The 17,129-nt window shown below is 63.0% G+C and carries 14 protein-coding genes, 2 pseudogenes and 1 CRISPR repeat array (1 of these 17 cut by a window edge); of the genes and pseudogenes, 12 read left to right on the top strand and 4 right to left on the bottom strand.

Annotated features, from left to right (window positions below; genetic code table 11):
• Positions 1–154 precede the first annotated feature (154 nt).
• From AB3G45_RS11300 to AB3G45_RS11285, 4 genes and pseudogenes are all read left to right on the top strand, one after another.
• Positions 155–979, top strand: coding sequence for a hypothetical protein (locus AB3G45_RS11300; RefSeq protein ID WP_367830638.1), 825 nt, complete (start codon positions 155–157; stop codon positions 977–979).
• 262 nt (positions 980–1,241) lie between these two features.
• A complete protein-coding gene (locus AB3G45_RS11295) occupies positions 1,242–1,559 on the top strand; it encodes a HigA family addiction module antitoxin (protein ID WP_367830637.1) in 318 nt (105 codons plus the stop codon).
• Between the two features lie 52 nt (positions 1,560–1,611).
• Positions 1,612–2,889: pseudogene (locus AB3G45_RS11290) on the top strand (DNA methyltransferase); the annotation flags it as partial.
• A 290-nt stretch (positions 2,890–3,179) separates the two neighbouring features.
• Positions 3,180–3,371, top strand: a complete 192-nt coding sequence (locus AB3G45_RS11285; protein ID WP_367830636.1) for an ATP-binding domain-containing protein — start codon at positions 3,180–3,182, stop codon at positions 3,369–3,371.
• A 118-nt stretch (positions 3,372–3,489) separates the two neighbouring features.
• On the opposite strand, the gene AB3G45_RS11280 is transcribed toward AB3G45_RS11285, so the two are convergent.
• Entirely contained in the window at positions 3,490–3,825 is a 336-nt protein-coding gene (locus tag AB3G45_RS11280; protein ID WP_367830635.1) for a response regulator, read from the bottom strand.
• The gene (locus tag AB3G45_RS11275) at positions 3,788–7,840 is read right to left on the bottom strand and encodes a chemotaxis protein CheB (RefSeq protein ID WP_367830634.1); all 4,053 of its coding nucleotides are present in this window, start codon (positions 7,838–7,840) and stop codon (positions 3,788–3,790) included. The genes AB3G45_RS11280 and AB3G45_RS11275 overlap by 38 nt, the downstream gene beginning before the upstream one ends.
• 38 nt (positions 7,841–7,878) lie before the next feature.
• Between AB3G45_RS11275 and AB3G45_RS11270 the strand changes: the two genes are divergently transcribed.
• A complete protein-coding gene (locus tag AB3G45_RS11270; RefSeq protein ID WP_367830633.1) occupies positions 7,879–8,061 on the top strand; it encodes a hypothetical protein in 183 nt (60 codons plus the stop codon).
• Between the two features lie 40 nt (positions 8,062–8,101).
• Here AB3G45_RS11270 and AB3G45_RS11265 read toward each other — a convergent pair whose 3' ends face one another.
• Entirely contained in the window at positions 8,102–8,695 is a 594-nt protein-coding gene (locus tag AB3G45_RS11265) for a general stress protein (protein WP_367830632.1), read from the bottom strand.
• A 23-nt stretch (positions 8,696–8,718) separates the two neighbouring features.
• Positions 8,719–9,036, bottom strand: coding sequence for a PepSY domain-containing protein (locus tag AB3G45_RS11260; protein ID WP_367830631.1), 318 nt, complete (start codon positions 9,034–9,036; stop codon positions 8,719–8,721).
• A gap of 263 nt (positions 9,037–9,299) precedes the next feature.
• Between AB3G45_RS11260 and AB3G45_RS11255 the strand changes: the two genes are divergently transcribed.
• The 7 genes and pseudogenes from AB3G45_RS11255 to arsC all read left to right on the top strand — a co-directional run bounded on the left by AB3G45_RS11255 (position 9,300) and on the right by arsC (position 16,318).
• Positions 9,300–10,202 carry a hypothetical protein gene (locus AB3G45_RS11255; protein WP_367830630.1) on the top strand — a complete coding sequence of 301 codons (903 nt, stop codon included), beginning with the start codon at positions 9,300–9,302 and terminating at the stop codon, positions 10,200–10,202.
• 138 nt (positions 10,203–10,340) lie between these two features.
• Positions 10,341–11,429 (top strand): PHB depolymerase family esterase, encoded by a 1,089-nt coding sequence (locus AB3G45_RS11250; protein ID WP_367830629.1) that lies wholly within the window; start codon positions 10,341–10,343, stop codon positions 11,427–11,429.
• A gap of 105 nt (positions 11,430–11,534) precedes the next feature.
• Positions 11,535–12,041, top strand: coding sequence for a ferritin-like domain-containing protein (locus AB3G45_RS11245; RefSeq protein WP_367830628.1), 507 nt, complete (start codon positions 11,535–11,537; stop codon positions 12,039–12,041).
• A gap of 95 nt (positions 12,042–12,136) precedes the next feature.
• A complete protein-coding gene (catE, locus tag AB3G45_RS11240; protein WP_367830627.1) occupies positions 12,137–14,284 on the top strand; it encodes a catalase C in 2,148 nt (715 codons plus the stop codon).
• A gap of 961 nt (positions 14,285–15,245) precedes the next feature.
• Positions 15,246–15,458 carry a hypothetical protein gene (locus AB3G45_RS11235; protein ID WP_367833693.1) on the top strand — a complete coding sequence of 71 codons (213 nt, stop codon included), beginning with the start codon at positions 15,246–15,248 and terminating at the stop codon, positions 15,456–15,458.
• Between the two features lie 222 nt (positions 15,459–15,680).
• A pseudogene (locus AB3G45_RS11230) lies at positions 15,681–15,932 on the top strand (arsenic resistance protein); the annotation flags it as partial.
• 2 nt (positions 15,933–15,934) lie between these two features.
• Complete coding sequence (gene arsC, locus AB3G45_RS11225; protein ID WP_367830626.1) at positions 15,935–16,318, top strand: arsenate reductase (glutaredoxin); 384 nt, start codon at positions 15,935–15,937, stop codon at positions 16,316–16,318.
• Between the two features lie 115 nt (positions 16,319–16,433).
• A CRISPR array of direct repeats spans positions 16,434–17,129; the repeat unit is 32 nt; unit sequence GTTTCAATCCACGCCTCCGCGAAGGAGGCGAC; it runs 5,169 nt beyond the window's last position.

Genomic DNA, 17,129 nt, shown 5'->3' with positions numbered 1-17,129 from the left:
TTATGGCATGGCGGGAGGTGGTGCGTCAAGTTTTGTTCATTTGAGTGGACATAAGGACAGTTTGCGACCAGAATTCTGGACGTTGAGGGAGGGTGGCTATGGGAAGCTATGAGCAGGAGCGTGTGGGGGCGCTGGATCAGCAGGTCGGGCTGTCATGAAGGTCGGGTACTCGGAATTCTCGTACGGTTATGCCTTCACCGAAAACCTGATCCGCGGTTCGGCTTCGGCCCCGACCGGCGCGCCGATCTTCCCGAACCTCGTGCAGGAGGCGAAGGCAGGCTATGACGTGCGGATCGACTATCCGGCAGTGCCGCTCTTTTTCCAGTACAAGCTGCCGGAACTGATGACGCGTGCCCGGGCCTTCGAGATCGCCGGCGGGCAATGTCCCGGGCTGACGCTCGACTTCTTCAGGATCGCGCTCATGCGCCGGGATGTGTCGGACCAGCACCAACTGCTAATCGATTGGGAAGGCCGCTATCCCGGCCAGGTATTCTATGCCGCGCCGTGCCTGAAGGATGGGGCGGCATTCAACAAAGCCTATAACGCTGTGGAGGTTGCGCGCAGCTCAGCCCTGTTTTCTCCTGACGAGATAGGGCCGCTGCCGGACGACAAGGTGCATACGATCGCCTACAAGCCGGGCTTGTCTTACGGGTATTTCTGCTCGGAGCCCAGAGAGATCGCGGTCGAGACCTTCGACAGCCTGACCGGGCGTCTGCCCACCCTGTTCAAGGACAAGCGCTTCGGGGATTTCAGGGGCACGGCGGGGGACGTGCGCAGCGCCGTGCGCGAGGCCGCATCGCCGGCCTTGCGTCAGGCGGAGAATGCCATTGCCGGAAGATTGCGGCAGGCGCTGCCGCCGGATGGTGCCGACGGCGCGGCGCCGCCTGATCGGGCGGAGGCCATCCTCGATGTGCTTGTTGCCCGGGAGATCGCTCGTATCGATCTGGGAATTGACCTCGTGATCGCGCAGCCACGCTGAGGATTTTGTCCGTCTGTTGGCGCGTCCGGCCGGGCCGGACCGGGCTCTAGCCTGGCGGCCCGAGCCGGTGTCTCGGCCCATGCGGGTGACGATCCCTCGCGCGGATCAAGGAGGGCTCAGGAGCCCACCAGACAAAGCAGGCGGGGACGCGGTATGTCCGCAATTCATGCGGACCGGTATTACGTCAACTGTCAAGTGACGGTTGACGGTCTTTGGACCCGACTGCTAGCCTTTGGGTTGAGATTCGGCGCTGGAGGTTGTCGTGACGCCCCGGAAGGACATCAGGCTGGCCGAACCTGCCCATCCCGGCAGTTTCGTGCGCGCAGAGATTATCGAAGGCCATGCCTTGTCCGTGACGGAGGCGGCGCGCGCTTTGGGTATCACCCGGGCGGCGTTGTCGGCCTTCATCAACGAACATTCCGCCCTGTCGCCGGACATGGCGCTGCGGATCGAAAAGGCGTTCGGCGTGTCGATGGAGACGCTGATGCGCATGCAGAATAGTTACGACATCGCGCAGGCACGCAAGCGCGAGGATGAGATCAAAGTTGAGCCGTTCAAGGGCCGGCCGCTGGCGTCGTGAAGACGCGCGGGACAGGGTTTGATGCGGACAGGGGACCAGGGGCAGACGATCGATGAACGCTGTTGAGATCGAAGAGGCAATTTCGGCGCTCGCGGAGCAGGCATTCGATCCTGTGGAATTTCCGTATGCGTTCCTCGAAGCGTTCGGGAACAAGGAAACGACCCTCAAGCGCCTGCGCAGCGGCGCGTCCAACAAGTCCGACTTTCCCGGCGGCGTGCTGCAAACCAACAACATCCACATCGCCGTCGCCCCGGCAGGCGATGTCACTAAGACCCTGCTGGCGCTGAAGGCCAGCCCGGCGACGGCCCGGGCGAAGGCCAAGTTTGTCCTCGCCACCGATGGCGAGGCCTTCGAGGCCGAGGACATCACCAGCGGTGAAACCGTCGCCTGCGCCTATCGCGATTTCCCGGACCATTTCGGCTTCTTCCTGCCGCTCGCCGGCATCACCACCGTCCGGCAAATCCGCGAAAGCTCCTTCGACATCAAGGCCACGGGGCGGCTCAACCGCCTCTACGTCCAGTTGCTGAAGGACAATCCCGACTGGGGAACCGCTGCGCGGCGGCCCGACATGAACCACTTCATGGCGCGGCTGATCTTCTGCTTCTTCGCCGAAGACACGGAAATCTTCGAGAAGGCCGACCTGTTCACCAAGACGGTCGAGCAGATGAGCAGTTCTGATTCCGCCAACACACATGAGATCATCAGCACGATCTTCCGTGCCATGAACACCAAGGCGGGCGCGCCCGGCCATGCCGACCTGCCCCGTTGGGCCAGCATGTTTCCCTATGTGAATGGCGGGCTGTTTTCCGGCACGACCGACGTGCCGCGCTTCAGCAAGATCGCGCGGTCCTACCTGCTGCATATCGGCAATCTCGACTGGAAGAAGATCAACCCCGACATCTTCGGATCAATGATCCAGGCGGTCGCGGACGACGAGGAGCGCGGCGCGCTCGGCATGCACTACACCAGCGTGCCCAACATCCTGAAGGTACTGAATCCGCTGTTTCTCGACGATCTGCGGGAGAAGCTGGAGGAAGCCGGCGACAATGCCCGCAAACTCCTGAACCTGCGCAACCGCATGGCGCGGATCAGGGTGTTCGACCCGGCCTGCGGCTCCGGCAACTTCCTTGTCATCGCCTACAAGGAAATGCGGGCGATCGAGGCGGAGATCAACAAGCGGCGCGGAGAGGAAGACCGCCGTTCGGACATCCCGCTAACCAACTTCCGCGGCATCGAGCTGCGTGATTTTCCGGCGGAGATCGCGCGGCTGGCGCTCATCATCGCTGAATACCAGTGCGACGTGCTCTACCGCGGGCAGAAAGAGGCGTTGACCGACCCGGCGCAGATCAAGCTTCTTCGTGATACGCCGTGGATGGAGGTCGATGTCTATCAGCCTGCGTCCACCTTGGCCGTCGAAAGCCGCACGAAGGGTGGTCTGCGGTGCATGGTGCAAGCCGGTCCGGCGAGCAACAATGGCTATGTAGTGGCGGCCGGCTCGCAGTGGACGCCGCGCGAGCTGTACATGCGGCTTTCACCGCCGCGCAAGTCACTGAGTTTGTGCGGGAGTCTGTGCGCAACCGTTCGCGTCTGGGCTTCCGGCAGCAACGCGGTCATATTGTTATGACAATCCAGCGCGCGAAGAACCGCGAGTTTCCAAACGTCATCGTGCTTTGGCCGCATACCGCTACAGGCGGCGCGGAACATCTGCGCAGGCTGCTATACAACGGCATCACGCGCGCGCAGAACCATTGCACAGTCATTGTGATCGGCCAGAATCGAATGAATGGGCCACCATTTGCGCTGACCGAATAGAACTCGCGCCGTGGGGCACTGGCATGATCCCTTGCCTCACCAGTGCGAGAGAGCCAATTTATATTTTACCTACAACGACATAGCGGTTCCCATCTTCATCCTCTCCGGCGCGCCAAATCTACACTAGTTCTCGGGGTTCGTAACGCTTGCGTAGGGTCGGCTGGGCGCGATATCTATCGACAAAGCCTTCGGCTCCATATCCGGTCGCGAACACGAAGGGGATGCCGCGTTGCCGCAGGATATCGGCGACAGGGAAGGACTTTCTCCCTGCCAGATTCACGTCGAGCACGACTGCGTCTATCTCGCTTCTTCGGGCAAGTTCCATGGCCTGGCCGATACGGGTGGCGGGTCCGACAACCTGATGCCCCATCCCCGTGAGCAGGTCTTCGAGATGCATGGCGACCAGAACTTCGTCCTCAACGATCAGGATCCGTTTCGCTGGCTGGTGGTTCACTTGGCCTCCCGACATCCCCCGCATGGGGCAACGGCGCGACGATCGTGCAGACCACTCCGGACGGCTTGTATTCAACGCGGACCTTGCCGCCCAGTTCCGTGGCCAGCGCCCGCCCGATCAGTCGCGAGCCGAAGCCCTTGCGTGTCGGCTTGATCACGTCCGGACCACCGCTCTCCCTCCAGCGCAGCGCGAGCCGGCGCATCTCACCGTCGCCTTCGACGCGCCAGAAAATCTCGACCCGGCCCATGTCGGTAGAAAGCGCCCCGTATTTCGCGGCGTTGGTCGACAGTTCGTGCAGCGCCATGGAGACAGCCAAAGCGGCGCTGGGTGCGAGCTGCAAGCACGGTCCTTCGATCCGGAAACGGGATTGTCCGCCAGCATGTGGCTTTATCGTGTCCGCGACGATGTCCGCCAGGTTCGCGCCGGTCCAGCTTTCGCGGGTCAGGACATCGTGCGTCTTGGCAAGGTTCATCAGCCGGGAACTGAAAGCGTCGCGGGCCTCCGCCATCGAGGACGCGCCGCCAAGGGTCTGCGAGGCGATCGACTGCACGACGGCCAAGGTATTCTTGACGCGGTGGTTGAGTTCGCCCACGAGGATTTGCCTATGCTCGTCGGCGAGCCGGCGTTCCGTCGTGTCGCGTGCAATCTTGGACGCGCCGATGACAACGCCTCGGGCATCCTGGATCGGCGAGATGGACAACGACACCCAGACGCTGCTCCCGTCCTTGCGCTGACGGATGGTCTCGTAGTGCTGGATATGATCACCGCGGCGGACGCGATCCATGATTCCCGCTTCTTCGGCATGGCGGTCCGGCGGAATCAGCGTCATGACGGATTTGCCGACGATTTCGTCGTTGGAATAGCCGAACAGCCGCTCCGCGCCTTGGTTCCAGCTGACGATGGTGCCGTCCATATCCTTGCTGATGATCGCGTCCTCCGACGATCGCACGATCGCGGCCAGCCGCTGGGCATGAAGCTCGCTTTCCCTGCGCTCGGTGATGTCTGCGACGATGCCGGACATGCGGGTCACAGTTCCGTCCGCCTCCCGCGCGGGGCGGCCGCTTACCTCGATCCAGCGGATTTCGCTGTCGAGTCGCTGGATGCGGCATTGGAAATTCCACTCATTGCCCGTTTCGATCGCCGTGCGGAACCGCCGGTCCACCTCATCGCGATCCTCCGGCAGGATGTGGCGCACGAATATCTGATAGCTCCATTCCGGCAGCAGCGTCTCATAGCCGAAGATCTCATCATGACGGAGCGAGCGAACGGCGGTGCCGGTCGTCACATCCAGCTCCCAACTGCCGAGCTGGCCGGCTTCGAGGGCAAGCCTCAGTCGCTCCTCGCTGGCAAGCGAGGCCTTGCGCGCCTCATTGACCGCACCGGCCGCATGCTTTTGGTCACTGACATCGTTGAAGGTGATCACAACACCGGCGATGCGGTCGTCCCGCGTGCGATAAGGCAGCATGCGCCGCGCATACCACCGCCCGGAATAGCCTGGCACCTCGACCTCTATCGTGGACAGCTTCTTCAACACCTCCTCGGCGTCCCGCAACAGGTTCTCGTCCGCGAATTTCTGCGCGAAATGCGCGACCGGGCGGCCGATGTCCGACGATACGAGATCGAACAGATCCTGTGTCGCGGGGGTGAACCATCGAATGCGGAAATCGGTGTCGAGGAACAGCGTCGCAATCTCCGAGCCGGCCAAGAGGTTGTTCAGGTCATTGGTCGCGCTTTCCAGCTCCCCGATCTTGTGCTGGAGCTGGCTGTTGATGGTGTTCAGCTCCTCCTTCGAGGTCTCCAGTTCCTCGTTGGTGGATTGAAGCTCCTCGTTCATCGACGTGGCTTCCTCGTTCGAAGCCTTCATCTCCTCGTATGCCGTTTCCATGTAATCGATGGTGTTCTGCAATTCGGCGCGGGTCGCCTTCAGTTCGTCCTGAAGGGCGCGTTCGCTGGCTGACGCTGCACCGGCGGTCTCGCGCGTCGGCGCGTGGGCAGGGTCGACAGGCGGGCCGGGAATGAAGCTGACGATGAGCAGGCCGCTGCCTTGCGACGAATCGGGAAGCGGCGCGGCCGTCATCTTGACTGGCCGACCGGATTTTCCGTCTCGCATGCGGGCGTCCACGGTAATGCTTTTCTCCTGCCGCGACGCCTCGCGGATCGCGTATCGCAATTTCGTGGCCAGCCCGTCGCGCGCCATGGTCAGCAGATGCCGTGTCGGCTCGCCCGGCGGGTTCTCGATATAGTCTCGGGTCGTGCCGTGGAAATAGAGGACGCGGCCCTTGCGGTCGATCAGCACCGAGGCGGGCGCATAGCGCTCCAGCAGCACACGCCGCGCCAGTTCGGCAGCCGGAGTGCTCGGTTCGGCAAGACGCCGCGAAGGCCCGCCCGCTCTGGGCGTCTCGTCCGTGCCGCGCGGCGGCGGATAGGTGACGAGATCGGGACGGGACGGGCCGATCCGGCGGTAGATGCGCCATTTCTTCGACACCGTCTCGAACAGATCGTCGTGCCGCCCGATCGTCTCTGCGTTGCCGAGGAACAGATGCCCGTCCGGCCGCAGCGCGAAATGACACAGCGCGATGATCCGCTGCTGCGCTTCCGGCTCCAGATAGATCAGGACATTGCGGCATGATACAAGGTCGAGGCGCGAGAACGGCGGATCGCCGAGAAGGTTCTGCGGCGCGAACACGACCATATCGCGCAGCTCCTTGGTCACCTGGAACGACCCGTCGAGTTTGGAAAAGAAGCGCCGGAGCCGGGGGGTGGGAAAAGCCACTGTGGCGGCTTCCGGGTAGATGCCGTCGCGCGCCTTTCGCAGATTGTCCTCATGGACGTCGGTGGCCAACACCTTCAGGTCGAACTGCTTCCCGGCCGCCTCCGCATGCTCGGTTATCAGCATGGCGATGGAATAGGCTTCCTCGCCGGTGGAACAGGCCGGGGTCCAGACCCTGATGGAAGCGCCACTGGCTCGCTCCGCAACCATCGGCGCGATCACCAGTTCGGCAAGAGCCTTCCATGCCTCGGCATCGCGGAAAAAGCCGGTAACGCTGATCATCAAATCGCCCACAAGCGTCAGCATCTCGTCCGCACTGGCCCGCAACACGTCCATATATTCGTCCAGGGTCGCGATGTTCCGGAGCCCCAGGCGGCGGTGGACGCGCCGTCCCAGCGTGGTTCGCTTGTAGCTGCGGAAGTCGCGTCCACCCCGCGCATGCAGCAATTCCAGCACATGCTCCAGCGTAGCCTTGCCCTCCGGCGACGTGGCCTCGATCTCGACCGGAGCGGCGACATAGCCGTGGCTCATATAGGCAAGCAGCGTCTCCGGCATCTTTTCGGGAGCAAGCACGTAATCGGCCATGCCCGCCGAAATCGCGCTCCTCGGCATGCCGTCGAACGTCGCGGTCTCCGGTGCCTGCACCAGGCTCATGCCGCCCGCGGCCCTGATCTCCTTCAGCCCCTGCGTGCCGTTGCTGCCGGTTCCCGACAGCACGACGGCGATCGCCCGTTCGCGCTGGTCGGCGGCGAGCGAGGCGAAGAGGACATCGACCGGATGACGCTGGCCACGGGTTCGCGACGGCCTCGACACATGCAGCCCGCCATCCCGCACGCTCAGATCGGTGTCGGGCGCGATGACGTAGACACGGTCGGGCGCGAGCCGCATTCCGTCCTCGACCTGCGCGACCGGCATCGCCGTGCGGGTGCCCAGAATATGCGCCATCTCGCTTTCGCGCTTCGGATCGAGATGCAGCACCACCACGAAGGCGCAGCCGCTGTCCGCGGGCATCGCATCGAAGAAGCGGCCGAGCGCCTCGATGCCGCCGGCCGACGCGCCCACGCCCACGCCCACGGCCACAACCGGGACGACCGTTGCCGTTACGGCGCCATCATCGACTGCTTTCGCAGGGCGCACGCCGCCGCTAGCCGCTCCTTCTGCTTCTTCGTCTCCTTCGCGCTTGGTTCCGGGTGACTTCGCGTCGGGCCTGCGCCTCGCGTGAGCCCCGGCCGGTTCGTCCGCCATACTCACAGCACCTAGGGGAGCCGACATCGGATTCTGCGATGATCCCGTTCGGTGACCACCGCACACCTCATCTGAAAAGCCCCGGTTCAGACATCGTCGCACATGCCGCCCGCTACCGCAATCAGACGACACGAATCGTATCGTTCGATGAAGTGAACGTCGGCGTTCACAAATTGGCCGCTGAAGACGACGGCATGGCGGGTGAGCCCGCCTCTGTATAATGTAAGAAAAGGCCGGCGGATGCCGGCCTCTCCTGGAAGTTCAGCGCCTGTAGCGCAGACGTTCCTGTTCGATTTCAGCGGACCCGTACGGATCCTGGGTGCCGTCGAAGCGGGACCAGCCCTCTTCTGCATAGGCGGCGCGCCGCTGATCAGGATCGACCCAGCTGGATGTGCGCAGGATGGCCTCGGCTTCGGCCTGAAGGCTTTCGTCCACCTTCGCCGTCACGAGCGTCCCGCCGCGGCGAACACCCTCGGCATAGACATGGGCATGCTCTTCGGAAACGCCGGCTTCCGTCAGCGCGCCTATAAGCCCGCCTGCGGCACCACCGGCCACCGCGCCGGCGACGGCACCCGCCGCCGTGGCGGCAAGCCAGCCGGCGGCCACGACAGGCCCGACGCCGGGAATGGCCATGATGCCGAGCCCGGTCAAAAGGCCGCCGACGCCACCGACGGCGGCGCCGATACCGGCACCCGCCCCGGCGCCCTCAGCGGCATTGGTTTCCTTGCCATGGCGCTCGTCCGCATTGTTGGAGACGATGCTGATGTCGCTGGACGGCACGCCGCGTGCCTCCAGGGCGCCGACGGCAGCGCTGGCGTCTGAATAGTCGTCGAAAAGTCCGGTTACGGTTTTCATAGGAAATCTCCTGAAAGCTGAAATTAGTTGGCGACGATGTTGCCCTGGTAATCGAGCGCGACATCTACGGTCTTGCCGTCCTTTGCCGCCTTTGCCCGCCAGACACCCTTGTCGTCGAGCGCAAGACCTGTGACCTCGGCGTAGCCGGCCTCAGCAAGACGTTCCTGCGCCTGGTCTTCGGTGAAGCTATTGGCGCCCTCGACGGGAGCGGCCGCATTCTTGGTGTCCGGCGTTGCAACCGCCGGCGTGTCGCCATCGGTTGCCGGAGCCGTCGATGTCTGAGCGAAGGCGCCAAAGGTCGATGCGCCCGCAAGCGCTGCGGCTATGAGAAGTTTTTTCATGATTTTTTCCTCGTTGAAGCCTGAGAGCAGGCCCCATAGGAACACCGTGCCGACCGCATGGTTCCACTGGCCGAAAAATAGATGATACGCCGCGCCCCTATGGAACCTCAGCCGATTCAAGGAGTTGACAGCGCATGCTGCGGGCATCCGCTCGCACGTCAAAGGAGGTCTTAAAAATGGGTCGCGGTATTCTTCTCTGGCTCCTGGGCATTCCCCTGCCGATCGTCATCCTGCTCGTTCTCTTCCTGCGATAGGAGGCGGACATGTCCCTTTTAAGCTCGGATGTTTCCGACGTCGGTATCGAATCCAACACGCCGGCCTTGGCCTGGGGTCCCGTCATCGGCGGCGCGGTCGCCGCGGCAGGCATCACCATAATCCTTCTTCTGCTCGGCTCCGGTGTCGGTCTCACCATGGTCTCGCCATGGGCAGGAGACAGCGCTTCCTTCACCACGGTCGGCGTCACGGCGGCCATCTGGTTCGTGGTCGTTCAATGGCTGGCCTCGGCACTCGGCGGTTATCTGACCGGCCGCCTTCGGACGAAGTGGGCGGGTCTCCATACGGATGAGGTGTTCTTCCGCGACACCGCGCACGGCTTTCTGAGCTGGGCACTGGCAACGGTGGTCGTGGTGGGACTGGCCGGCTCTGCCTTCACCTCGCTCACAGGAGCCGGCGTTCAGGCAGTCTCGACGACGGCGGCAACCGCGACTGTCGTAGGCTCGGCCGCCGCGGCAAACGGCAACGCGACCGCATTCGATGCCGCAACCGGCTACTTCACGGACCTGCTGCTGCGTCCGCGGGATCTGGCCACGCGCGCACAGGCCGACGATGCTTCGGCCACCGCCGAGATTTCCCGTATCCTGGTGCAGGGCGCGGTGAATGACGGCGTGCCGGAAACCGACCGCACCTATATCGCCACAATCGTCGCATCGCGCGCCGGCATCACGCCGGAGGATGCAAAAGCCCGCGTCGACCAGGTCCTCCAGCAGATCGAGGATGCGAAGAACACCGCGCTCAAGACCGCAGACGAGGCGCGCAAATCCGCCGCAACGGCAGCAATGCTCGGCGCCCTGTCGCTTCTCGTCGGCGCCTTCATCGCCTCTGCCGCCGCCGCCCTCGGCGGACGCCAGCGTGACGATGACGAAGCGGTTTTGGTCGTCGAGCGCTAGGCGCTTTCGAAGCCGCCCTCAGGGGCGGCTTCCTTTCTGTTCCGTCCGACAGACAAATTATTGTGCAGCGCAGCAACCAAATCGCCACCGAAGGGTTAGAGTGTATGCGCCAGTCCGGCGCACCATCTGGAGCCCTCCATGAGATCCCTATCCGACACATTCGAACGGCTTGCGCGGATGCGCTCCGTGAAGCCCGCCGTACCGACCGGCTCCATCCTGAGGAAGCTCGATCATTCCGGAGGCAATCCCGGCGCCCTGACGGCCTGGCATCATGTGCCGAAACAGTTGCCGGCCGCGCCGGCTCTGGTGGTCGTGCTGCATGGCTGCACGCAAACCGCCGCCGGCTACGATGCGGGCTCCGGCTGGTCGGCGCTCGCCGAGGACTACGGCTTCGTCGTGCTCTTTCCCGAACAGGCCAGGCAGAACAATGCGAATCTGTGTTTCAACTGGTTCAATGCCGCCGACACACAGCGCGACCGGGGCGAAGCGATGTCCATCCGGCAGATGATCGCCACTGTTGTCGCCAAACACGATATCGACGAGCACCGAATCTACATCACCGGCCTTTCCGCCGGCGGTGCGATGGCGAATGCCATGCTGGCCTGCTATCCGGACGTCTTTGCCGGCGGGGCCATCATCGCCGGCCTGCCATACGCCGCCGCCTCGACTGTCCCCGAGGCGTTCGACCGCATGCGTGGGCACGGTCTTCCCAGCACCGACAGATTGCAGGAAAGCCTGCGCGCGGCCACACGGCATGAAGGCGCATGGCCGCCGGTTTCGGTCTGGCAGGGAACGAGCGACCACACGGTGGTTCCGCAGAATGCCGCCGCGATCGTCGCGCAGTGGCGCGGCGTGCATGCCGTGCCGGACCAGCCGACCCAGGTCGAGACGACGGATCGACATCTACGATCCGTGTGGCGTGACGACCGCGGCATGGATGCAATCGAACTCTACACGATTTCCGGCATGGGGCATGGCACGCCCGTCGACGCATCGTCGGGATATGGCAGGAGCGCACCGTTCATGCTCGATGTCGGTGTCTCCTCGACAGTCCAGATTGCGAGAACATGGGGCCTCGCCGCCTCCTTCGAGCGCCGCGACCGTACACATGTGCCAGCATCCGCGGAGCGCCCGATCCCCCATCAAACGCCATCGAGCGGCGGTGCAGGCAACAGCATTCAGTCGGCCATCGAGAATGCGCTGCGCGCCGCGGGTTTGATGAAGTGAGAATGGGATCGGTCCGTACAGATTTATTTTCCGAACAACGGAACGTCGTCTCGGTTCCGCGGTTCTGTGAGTCCATCTCCCTCGAAAGTTTGATCGGACTCGCCAATGCCTACGGAAAAGACTTTGAACGACCTCTTCCTTGATACGCTCAAGGATATCTATTTCGCTGAAAAGCAGATTCTGAAGGCGCTGCCGAAAATGGCGCGTGCGGCCCAGTCGGAAGAAGGCAAGGCAGGCTTCCTACAGCACCGCGACGAGACTCAGGGGCAGATCGAGCGCCTCGAACAGGTGTTCGAGCTCCTCGGCAAGCCGGCCCGCGGCAAGACCTGCGAAGCCATCCAGGGCATCATCGCCGAAGGCGAGGAGATCATGGAAGACTACAAGGGCACCGCAGCCCTCGATGCCGGCCTCATCTCCTCGGCCCAGGCGGTCGAGCACTATGAGATCGCCCGCTACGGCACGCTGAAGGCCTGGGCGAAACAGCTTGGTATGAAAGACGCGATCCCGCTTCTCGACGCCAATCTCCAGGAGGAGATCGCCACCGACGAGAAGCTCACGGCGCTTGGCGAATCCTCGGCAAATGCCAAGGGTCTGATGAAAAAAGCCAGCTAGACTGCCGGCAACACGGATCAGGCCGCCTTCCGGGGCGGCCTTTCTGCTTTCGGCCCATCATTGCCCTTCGAACCGAGTTCATCAGGAGCCGTATCATGGCCAGGAAAACCACCGCTGCGTCGTCACGCGACACGACTGACACCGCCACGATCCACGACGTAAAGCTGAAACGGGGTGCGGGCGGCGAGCTTCACCAGACGGCCGAAGACGACACGCCCGTCATGACGACCGCCCAGGGCGGGCCGGTCGTGGACGACCAGAATTCGCTGCGCGTCGGCCCGCGCGGGCCGCTGGTCGTCGACGATTTTTATTTCCGCGAAAAGATCTTCCACTTCGACCACGAGCGCATTCCCGAACGCGTCGTCCATGCCCGCGGTTATGGCGCGCACGGCTTTTTCGAAACCTATGAATCGCTTGCCGCCTACACCAAGGCCGACCTCTTTCAGCGCCCCGGCGAACGCACGCCCGCCTTCGTCCGGTTCTCGACCGTCGCCGGCAGCAAGGGATCTTTCGACCTTGCGCGCGACGTGCGCGGCTTCGCGGTGAAGATCTACACGAAGGAGGGGAATTGGGATCTGGTGGGTAACAACATCCCGGTTTTCTTCATTCAGGATGCGATCAAATTCCCTGACATCGTCCACGCTGTAAAACCCGAGCCCGACCGAGGCTTTCCGCAGGCTCAGTCCGCGCATGACACTTTCTGGGATTTCATCAGCCTGACGCCGGAGAGCATGCACATGATCATGTGGGTCATGTCGGACCGGGCCATCCCCCGCTCGTTCCGCTTCATGGAAGGATTTGGCGTTCATACCTTCCGCCTCGTCAACGCCAAGGACGAGTCGACCTTCGTAAAATTCCACTGGAAGCCGAAGCTGGGTCTCCAGTCCGTCGCCTGGAACGAGGCCGTGAAAATCAACGGCGCCGATCCCGACTTCCATCGCCGCGACCTCTGGCAGGCGATCCAGTCCGGCAACTTCCCGGAATGGGAATTGCAGGTCCAGCTCTTCGACCAGGATTTCGCCGACAGTTTCGACTTCGACGTGCTCGATCCGACGAAGCTCATCCCCGAGGAAATCCTGAAGCCGCAGCCGATCGGACGATTGGTGCTCGATCGCATGCCGGACAATTTCTTCGCTGAGACCGAGCAGGTCGCCTTCATGACGCAGAACGTGCCGCCGGGCATCGACTTCAGCAACGACCCGCTGCTACAGGGCCGCAATTTTTCCTATCTCGACACCCAGCTGAAACGTCTGGGCAGTCCGAACTTCACCCACCTTCCGATCAATGCGCCGAAGTGTCCCTTCGCGCATTTCCAGCAGGATGGCCACATGGCCATGCGCAATCCTGTCGGCCGGGTGAACTATCAGCCGAATTCGTTCAACGAGGGGCCGCGCGAGTCTCCGATGCGGGGCCATCGTCCCTTCCCGGCCGATGAACAGGGCACCAAGGCGCGACTGCGCCCGGAAAGCTTCGCCGACCACTACAGCCAGGCGCGGCAGTTCTACATCAGCCAGACCCCGCCGGAGCAGCGCCACATCGCAGATGCCCTGACCTTCGAGTTGAGCAAGGTCGAAACGCCCGTCATCCGCGAGCGCATGGTGTCCCATCTCTTGAATATCGACGAGACGCTGGCGACGACGGTTGCCCAGAAGCTCGGCTTCCGGTCGATGCCGAAGCCCGCCGATGCGGCTGTCCCGACCCGTCAGGATCTGGAACCTTCACCGGCGCTCAGCATCTTCGCGAACGGGCCGAAGCGCTTCGAGGGCCGCAAGCTCGGCATCCTTGTCACCGACGGCGTGGACGCCGGGTTGCTGAACGGGTTGATGGCGGCGATCACCAAGGAGAAGGCAGTCTGCGAACTGATCGCGCCCAAGGTTGGCGGCGTTACGGCGGCGGACGGATCATGGATCGAAGCGCATCATATGATCGGCGGCGGACCATCCGTCCTCTTCGACGCCGTCACGCTTTTGACCTCCACCGAGGCAATCCAGGATCTGGTGAAAGCAGCGGCGGCCCGTGACTTCGTCGCCGATGCCTTCCAGCATTGCAAGTTCATCGGCTATGATACGTCGGCCTTGCCATTGCTCGAGAAGGCCGGTATCGGCGATGCCCTCGACGAGGGGACCGTTATCCTTCCCGGCGAGGAAGGACTTGCCGGCTTCGTGGCGGGCCTCCGCAAGCTGCGCGTCTGGGCGCGCGAGCCCTCGATAAAGCTTGGCAAGGCCTCACCGCCCGTCAAGTAGCCTTACGAACAGGCGGATGACCATAATCGGCAGCTTTCAGGATCGCAAAAAATAGAGCCAAATGGCAAAAATGAAGGCACATTTCTTTCTCTCGCAACATGGCGCGACAAGCGCAGATGCGGAACCCGATAAGATTGAAACCGCCTCGTCTTATCGGGCAATGTTGACGGCCCAGTCCGCATCCCCATCATCCTTGGTTCGCCAATATTTTCAGCTACTTACACAATATCCACCTTCCCGCTGAAACCTCGCAGGAATCACATAGGAAGCAGTGGGAGTTTTCCCCGTATGGCCAAAAAAGCGCAACGCCCCCAACTTCCCTCCCTCCCGGCGCCCTGCCGTTCGGCGAACTCTTCATGCGGTCCACGACGGCCGATACCGCGTGCATGCAGTTGGCAATGCGAAAGGGGGCCCGGTCCAGTCTGCTGAAAATCCCATAGCCTGTCTCCTCCGAAGAATTGCCCCCCGACCTGGGGGCACCAGGACTACAGTTGCATATTATCACGCATTTTCCTGTGTGCGCCGGCCGCTTGTAACTGGTGCTGCTGAAGGCGACCGACAAGACGTGGCGCGGCATGAGCCGGGCGAACAGATACAGGATTTCCGGCGTCGTGTAGGGTCGCCAGGATTTGCCGAAGGCGTTGCGGCGCTGCTGGGCGTCTTTGGCGCGCAGGAAGCATTCCTCGATCGTCCATCGTAGTCCGGCGGCGGCCGTCAGTTCCACCAGCGCAGTTTCGGCTGAGCGACCCAGAAGCGACTGAAGTCGATAAGGACGAGCAAAGCCGGCCTCTTCCGCCAGCATCCAGCCCGTCTTGCGCTCCGCCCGGGACAGAAGCCCATCAATAAAGCGCTTACTGATGCCCGCGGCTCCGCCCGCAGAAACGCCGGCGCCAGAATCCGCTTCATCTCGGCCAGCGCCTGTCGCCAGTCGAGACCCGGCCCGACCCAGTCCGATACCGCCATGATCGATCGTCCAGCGTCGCTTAAACCACGAACAGCGTGGATATCTGCGGCGACTGGCGGGCGCTCGGCTGATACGTCCTCGTGGATCGAGCAGGATCGTACCTATATCGACCGGCGCGGCTGGCCGGGCATGGTTGCCCTGCTCGGCACCTGGACGCGCTTTGGCGCGGTCGGCCCCGGTGGCGGCATCACGGGCTTGTTTGGGCTGTGACCTGGCAAGGCTCATCCGTGACCGCCCGAAGACCTACCCGACCGATGACGGAGACATGGTCGACGAGATCGCCTCGCTTGCCTATGGCGACCGGCCGGATGGCCTGACGTTGATCCTAAAGGCAAATCCCGGCCTTTGTCGCTATCCGAGATCAAGCAAATACTTATAAATCGATCAATTCAACGGCGACCCGACAGAATTCGAACCTGTGACCTTTGGAATCTCTTGAACCGGATGACCGGTGAGCGGCACTGTATTGCCGGTCCCTCTGCCTGATCGGTGCCAGCAACTTCTTCGAACTCGCGGTCGCAGCCGCCATCAGCCTGTTCGGCTTCCAGTGCGGCGCTCGCACCGTCATCGGCGTCCTCATCGAAGTGCCGGTGATGCTGTCTGTCGTGTGGATCGTGAACCGCTCGAAGAACTGGTATGAGGCTCCCTGCGATCTCCCGAGCTGCTCCGACCGAAAGGCATTGATTATGAACGTCACCATCTACCACAACCCCGCATGCGGAACGTCCCGCAACACGCTGGCGCTGATCCGCGCGGCCGGGATCGAGCCTGTTGTCATCGAATATGTGCAGGATCCGCCGACTCGCGAGCAGCTTGCGACGATGATTTCGGATGCCGGATTGACGGTCCGGGAGGCCATCCGCGAGAAAGGCACGCCCTATGCCGAACTCGGTCTCGACAACCCGGACCTGACCGACGACCAGTTGCTCGACGCGATGATCGCGACGCCGCTCCTCATCAACCGTCCCTTCGTCGTGACACCGCTCGGCACAAGGCTCGCCCGCCCGTCCGAGGCGGTGCTCGACATCCTGCCCGATATCTTCAACGGGCCGGCCGCTTCCTGCCGGTGAGCGCGCCGTACCCTCAGAGCCGAATAGGTAGAGGGGCACCTCCCTGAGCAATGCTGCTGATGTCCGATCCACGAGCCGAGCCAGATCGGGAACTCCAGCACGCCGTTCTTGATCGTTTCGACCCACGCCCCCGCCGAAGGAGGCGACCTTGATCGCTGGCATGACCTCGGTCGTGCCGACGTTTCAATCCACGCCTCCGCGAAGGAGGCGACGTGAAGGCCGGCCACGCCCACTTGAGATAGTTGACGTTTCAATCCACGCGCCTCCGCGAAGGAGGCGCCGCTGTTCGCCGCTGGCGCCACCACCTGACGGAACGTTTCAATCCACGCCTCCGCGAAGGAGGCGACACCGCCCCGCTCGACACAATCCCTGCATCAAATTTGTTTCAATCCACGCCTCCGCGAAGGAGGCGACCCGCAGGATAACCGGGCGGATCGCGCTTCCCAGAAGTTTCAATCCACGCCTCCGCGAAGGAGGCGACCGGGGCGGGAAAGCCCGTCATCTGGGCATAGATGTCGTTTCAATCCACGCCTCCGCGAAGGAGGCGACACATCCCGAGAGGGGGCTTCTCCATCGACCATTGGTTTCAATCCACGCCTCCGCGAAGGAGGCGACGAGCCAGCCGTTCGGCGGCCAATGGGTCCGCCAGTTTCAATCCACGCCTCCGCGAAGGAGGCGACGCCGGCCGCAGCGCGAGCAGGTGATCCGAAGGGTGGTTTCAATCCACGCCTCCGCGAAGGAGGCGACCCGGTGCTGTTCAAGTTCGCGCCGGGTGTCCATGCCGTTTCAATCCACGCCTCCGCGAAGGAGG

The organism is Shinella sp. S4-D37 (assembly GCF_040812195.1).
Lineage (GTDB): Bacteria > Pseudomonadota > Alphaproteobacteria > Rhizobiales > Rhizobiaceae > Shinella.
This window is presented reverse-complemented; position numbering and strand designations above follow the sequence as displayed.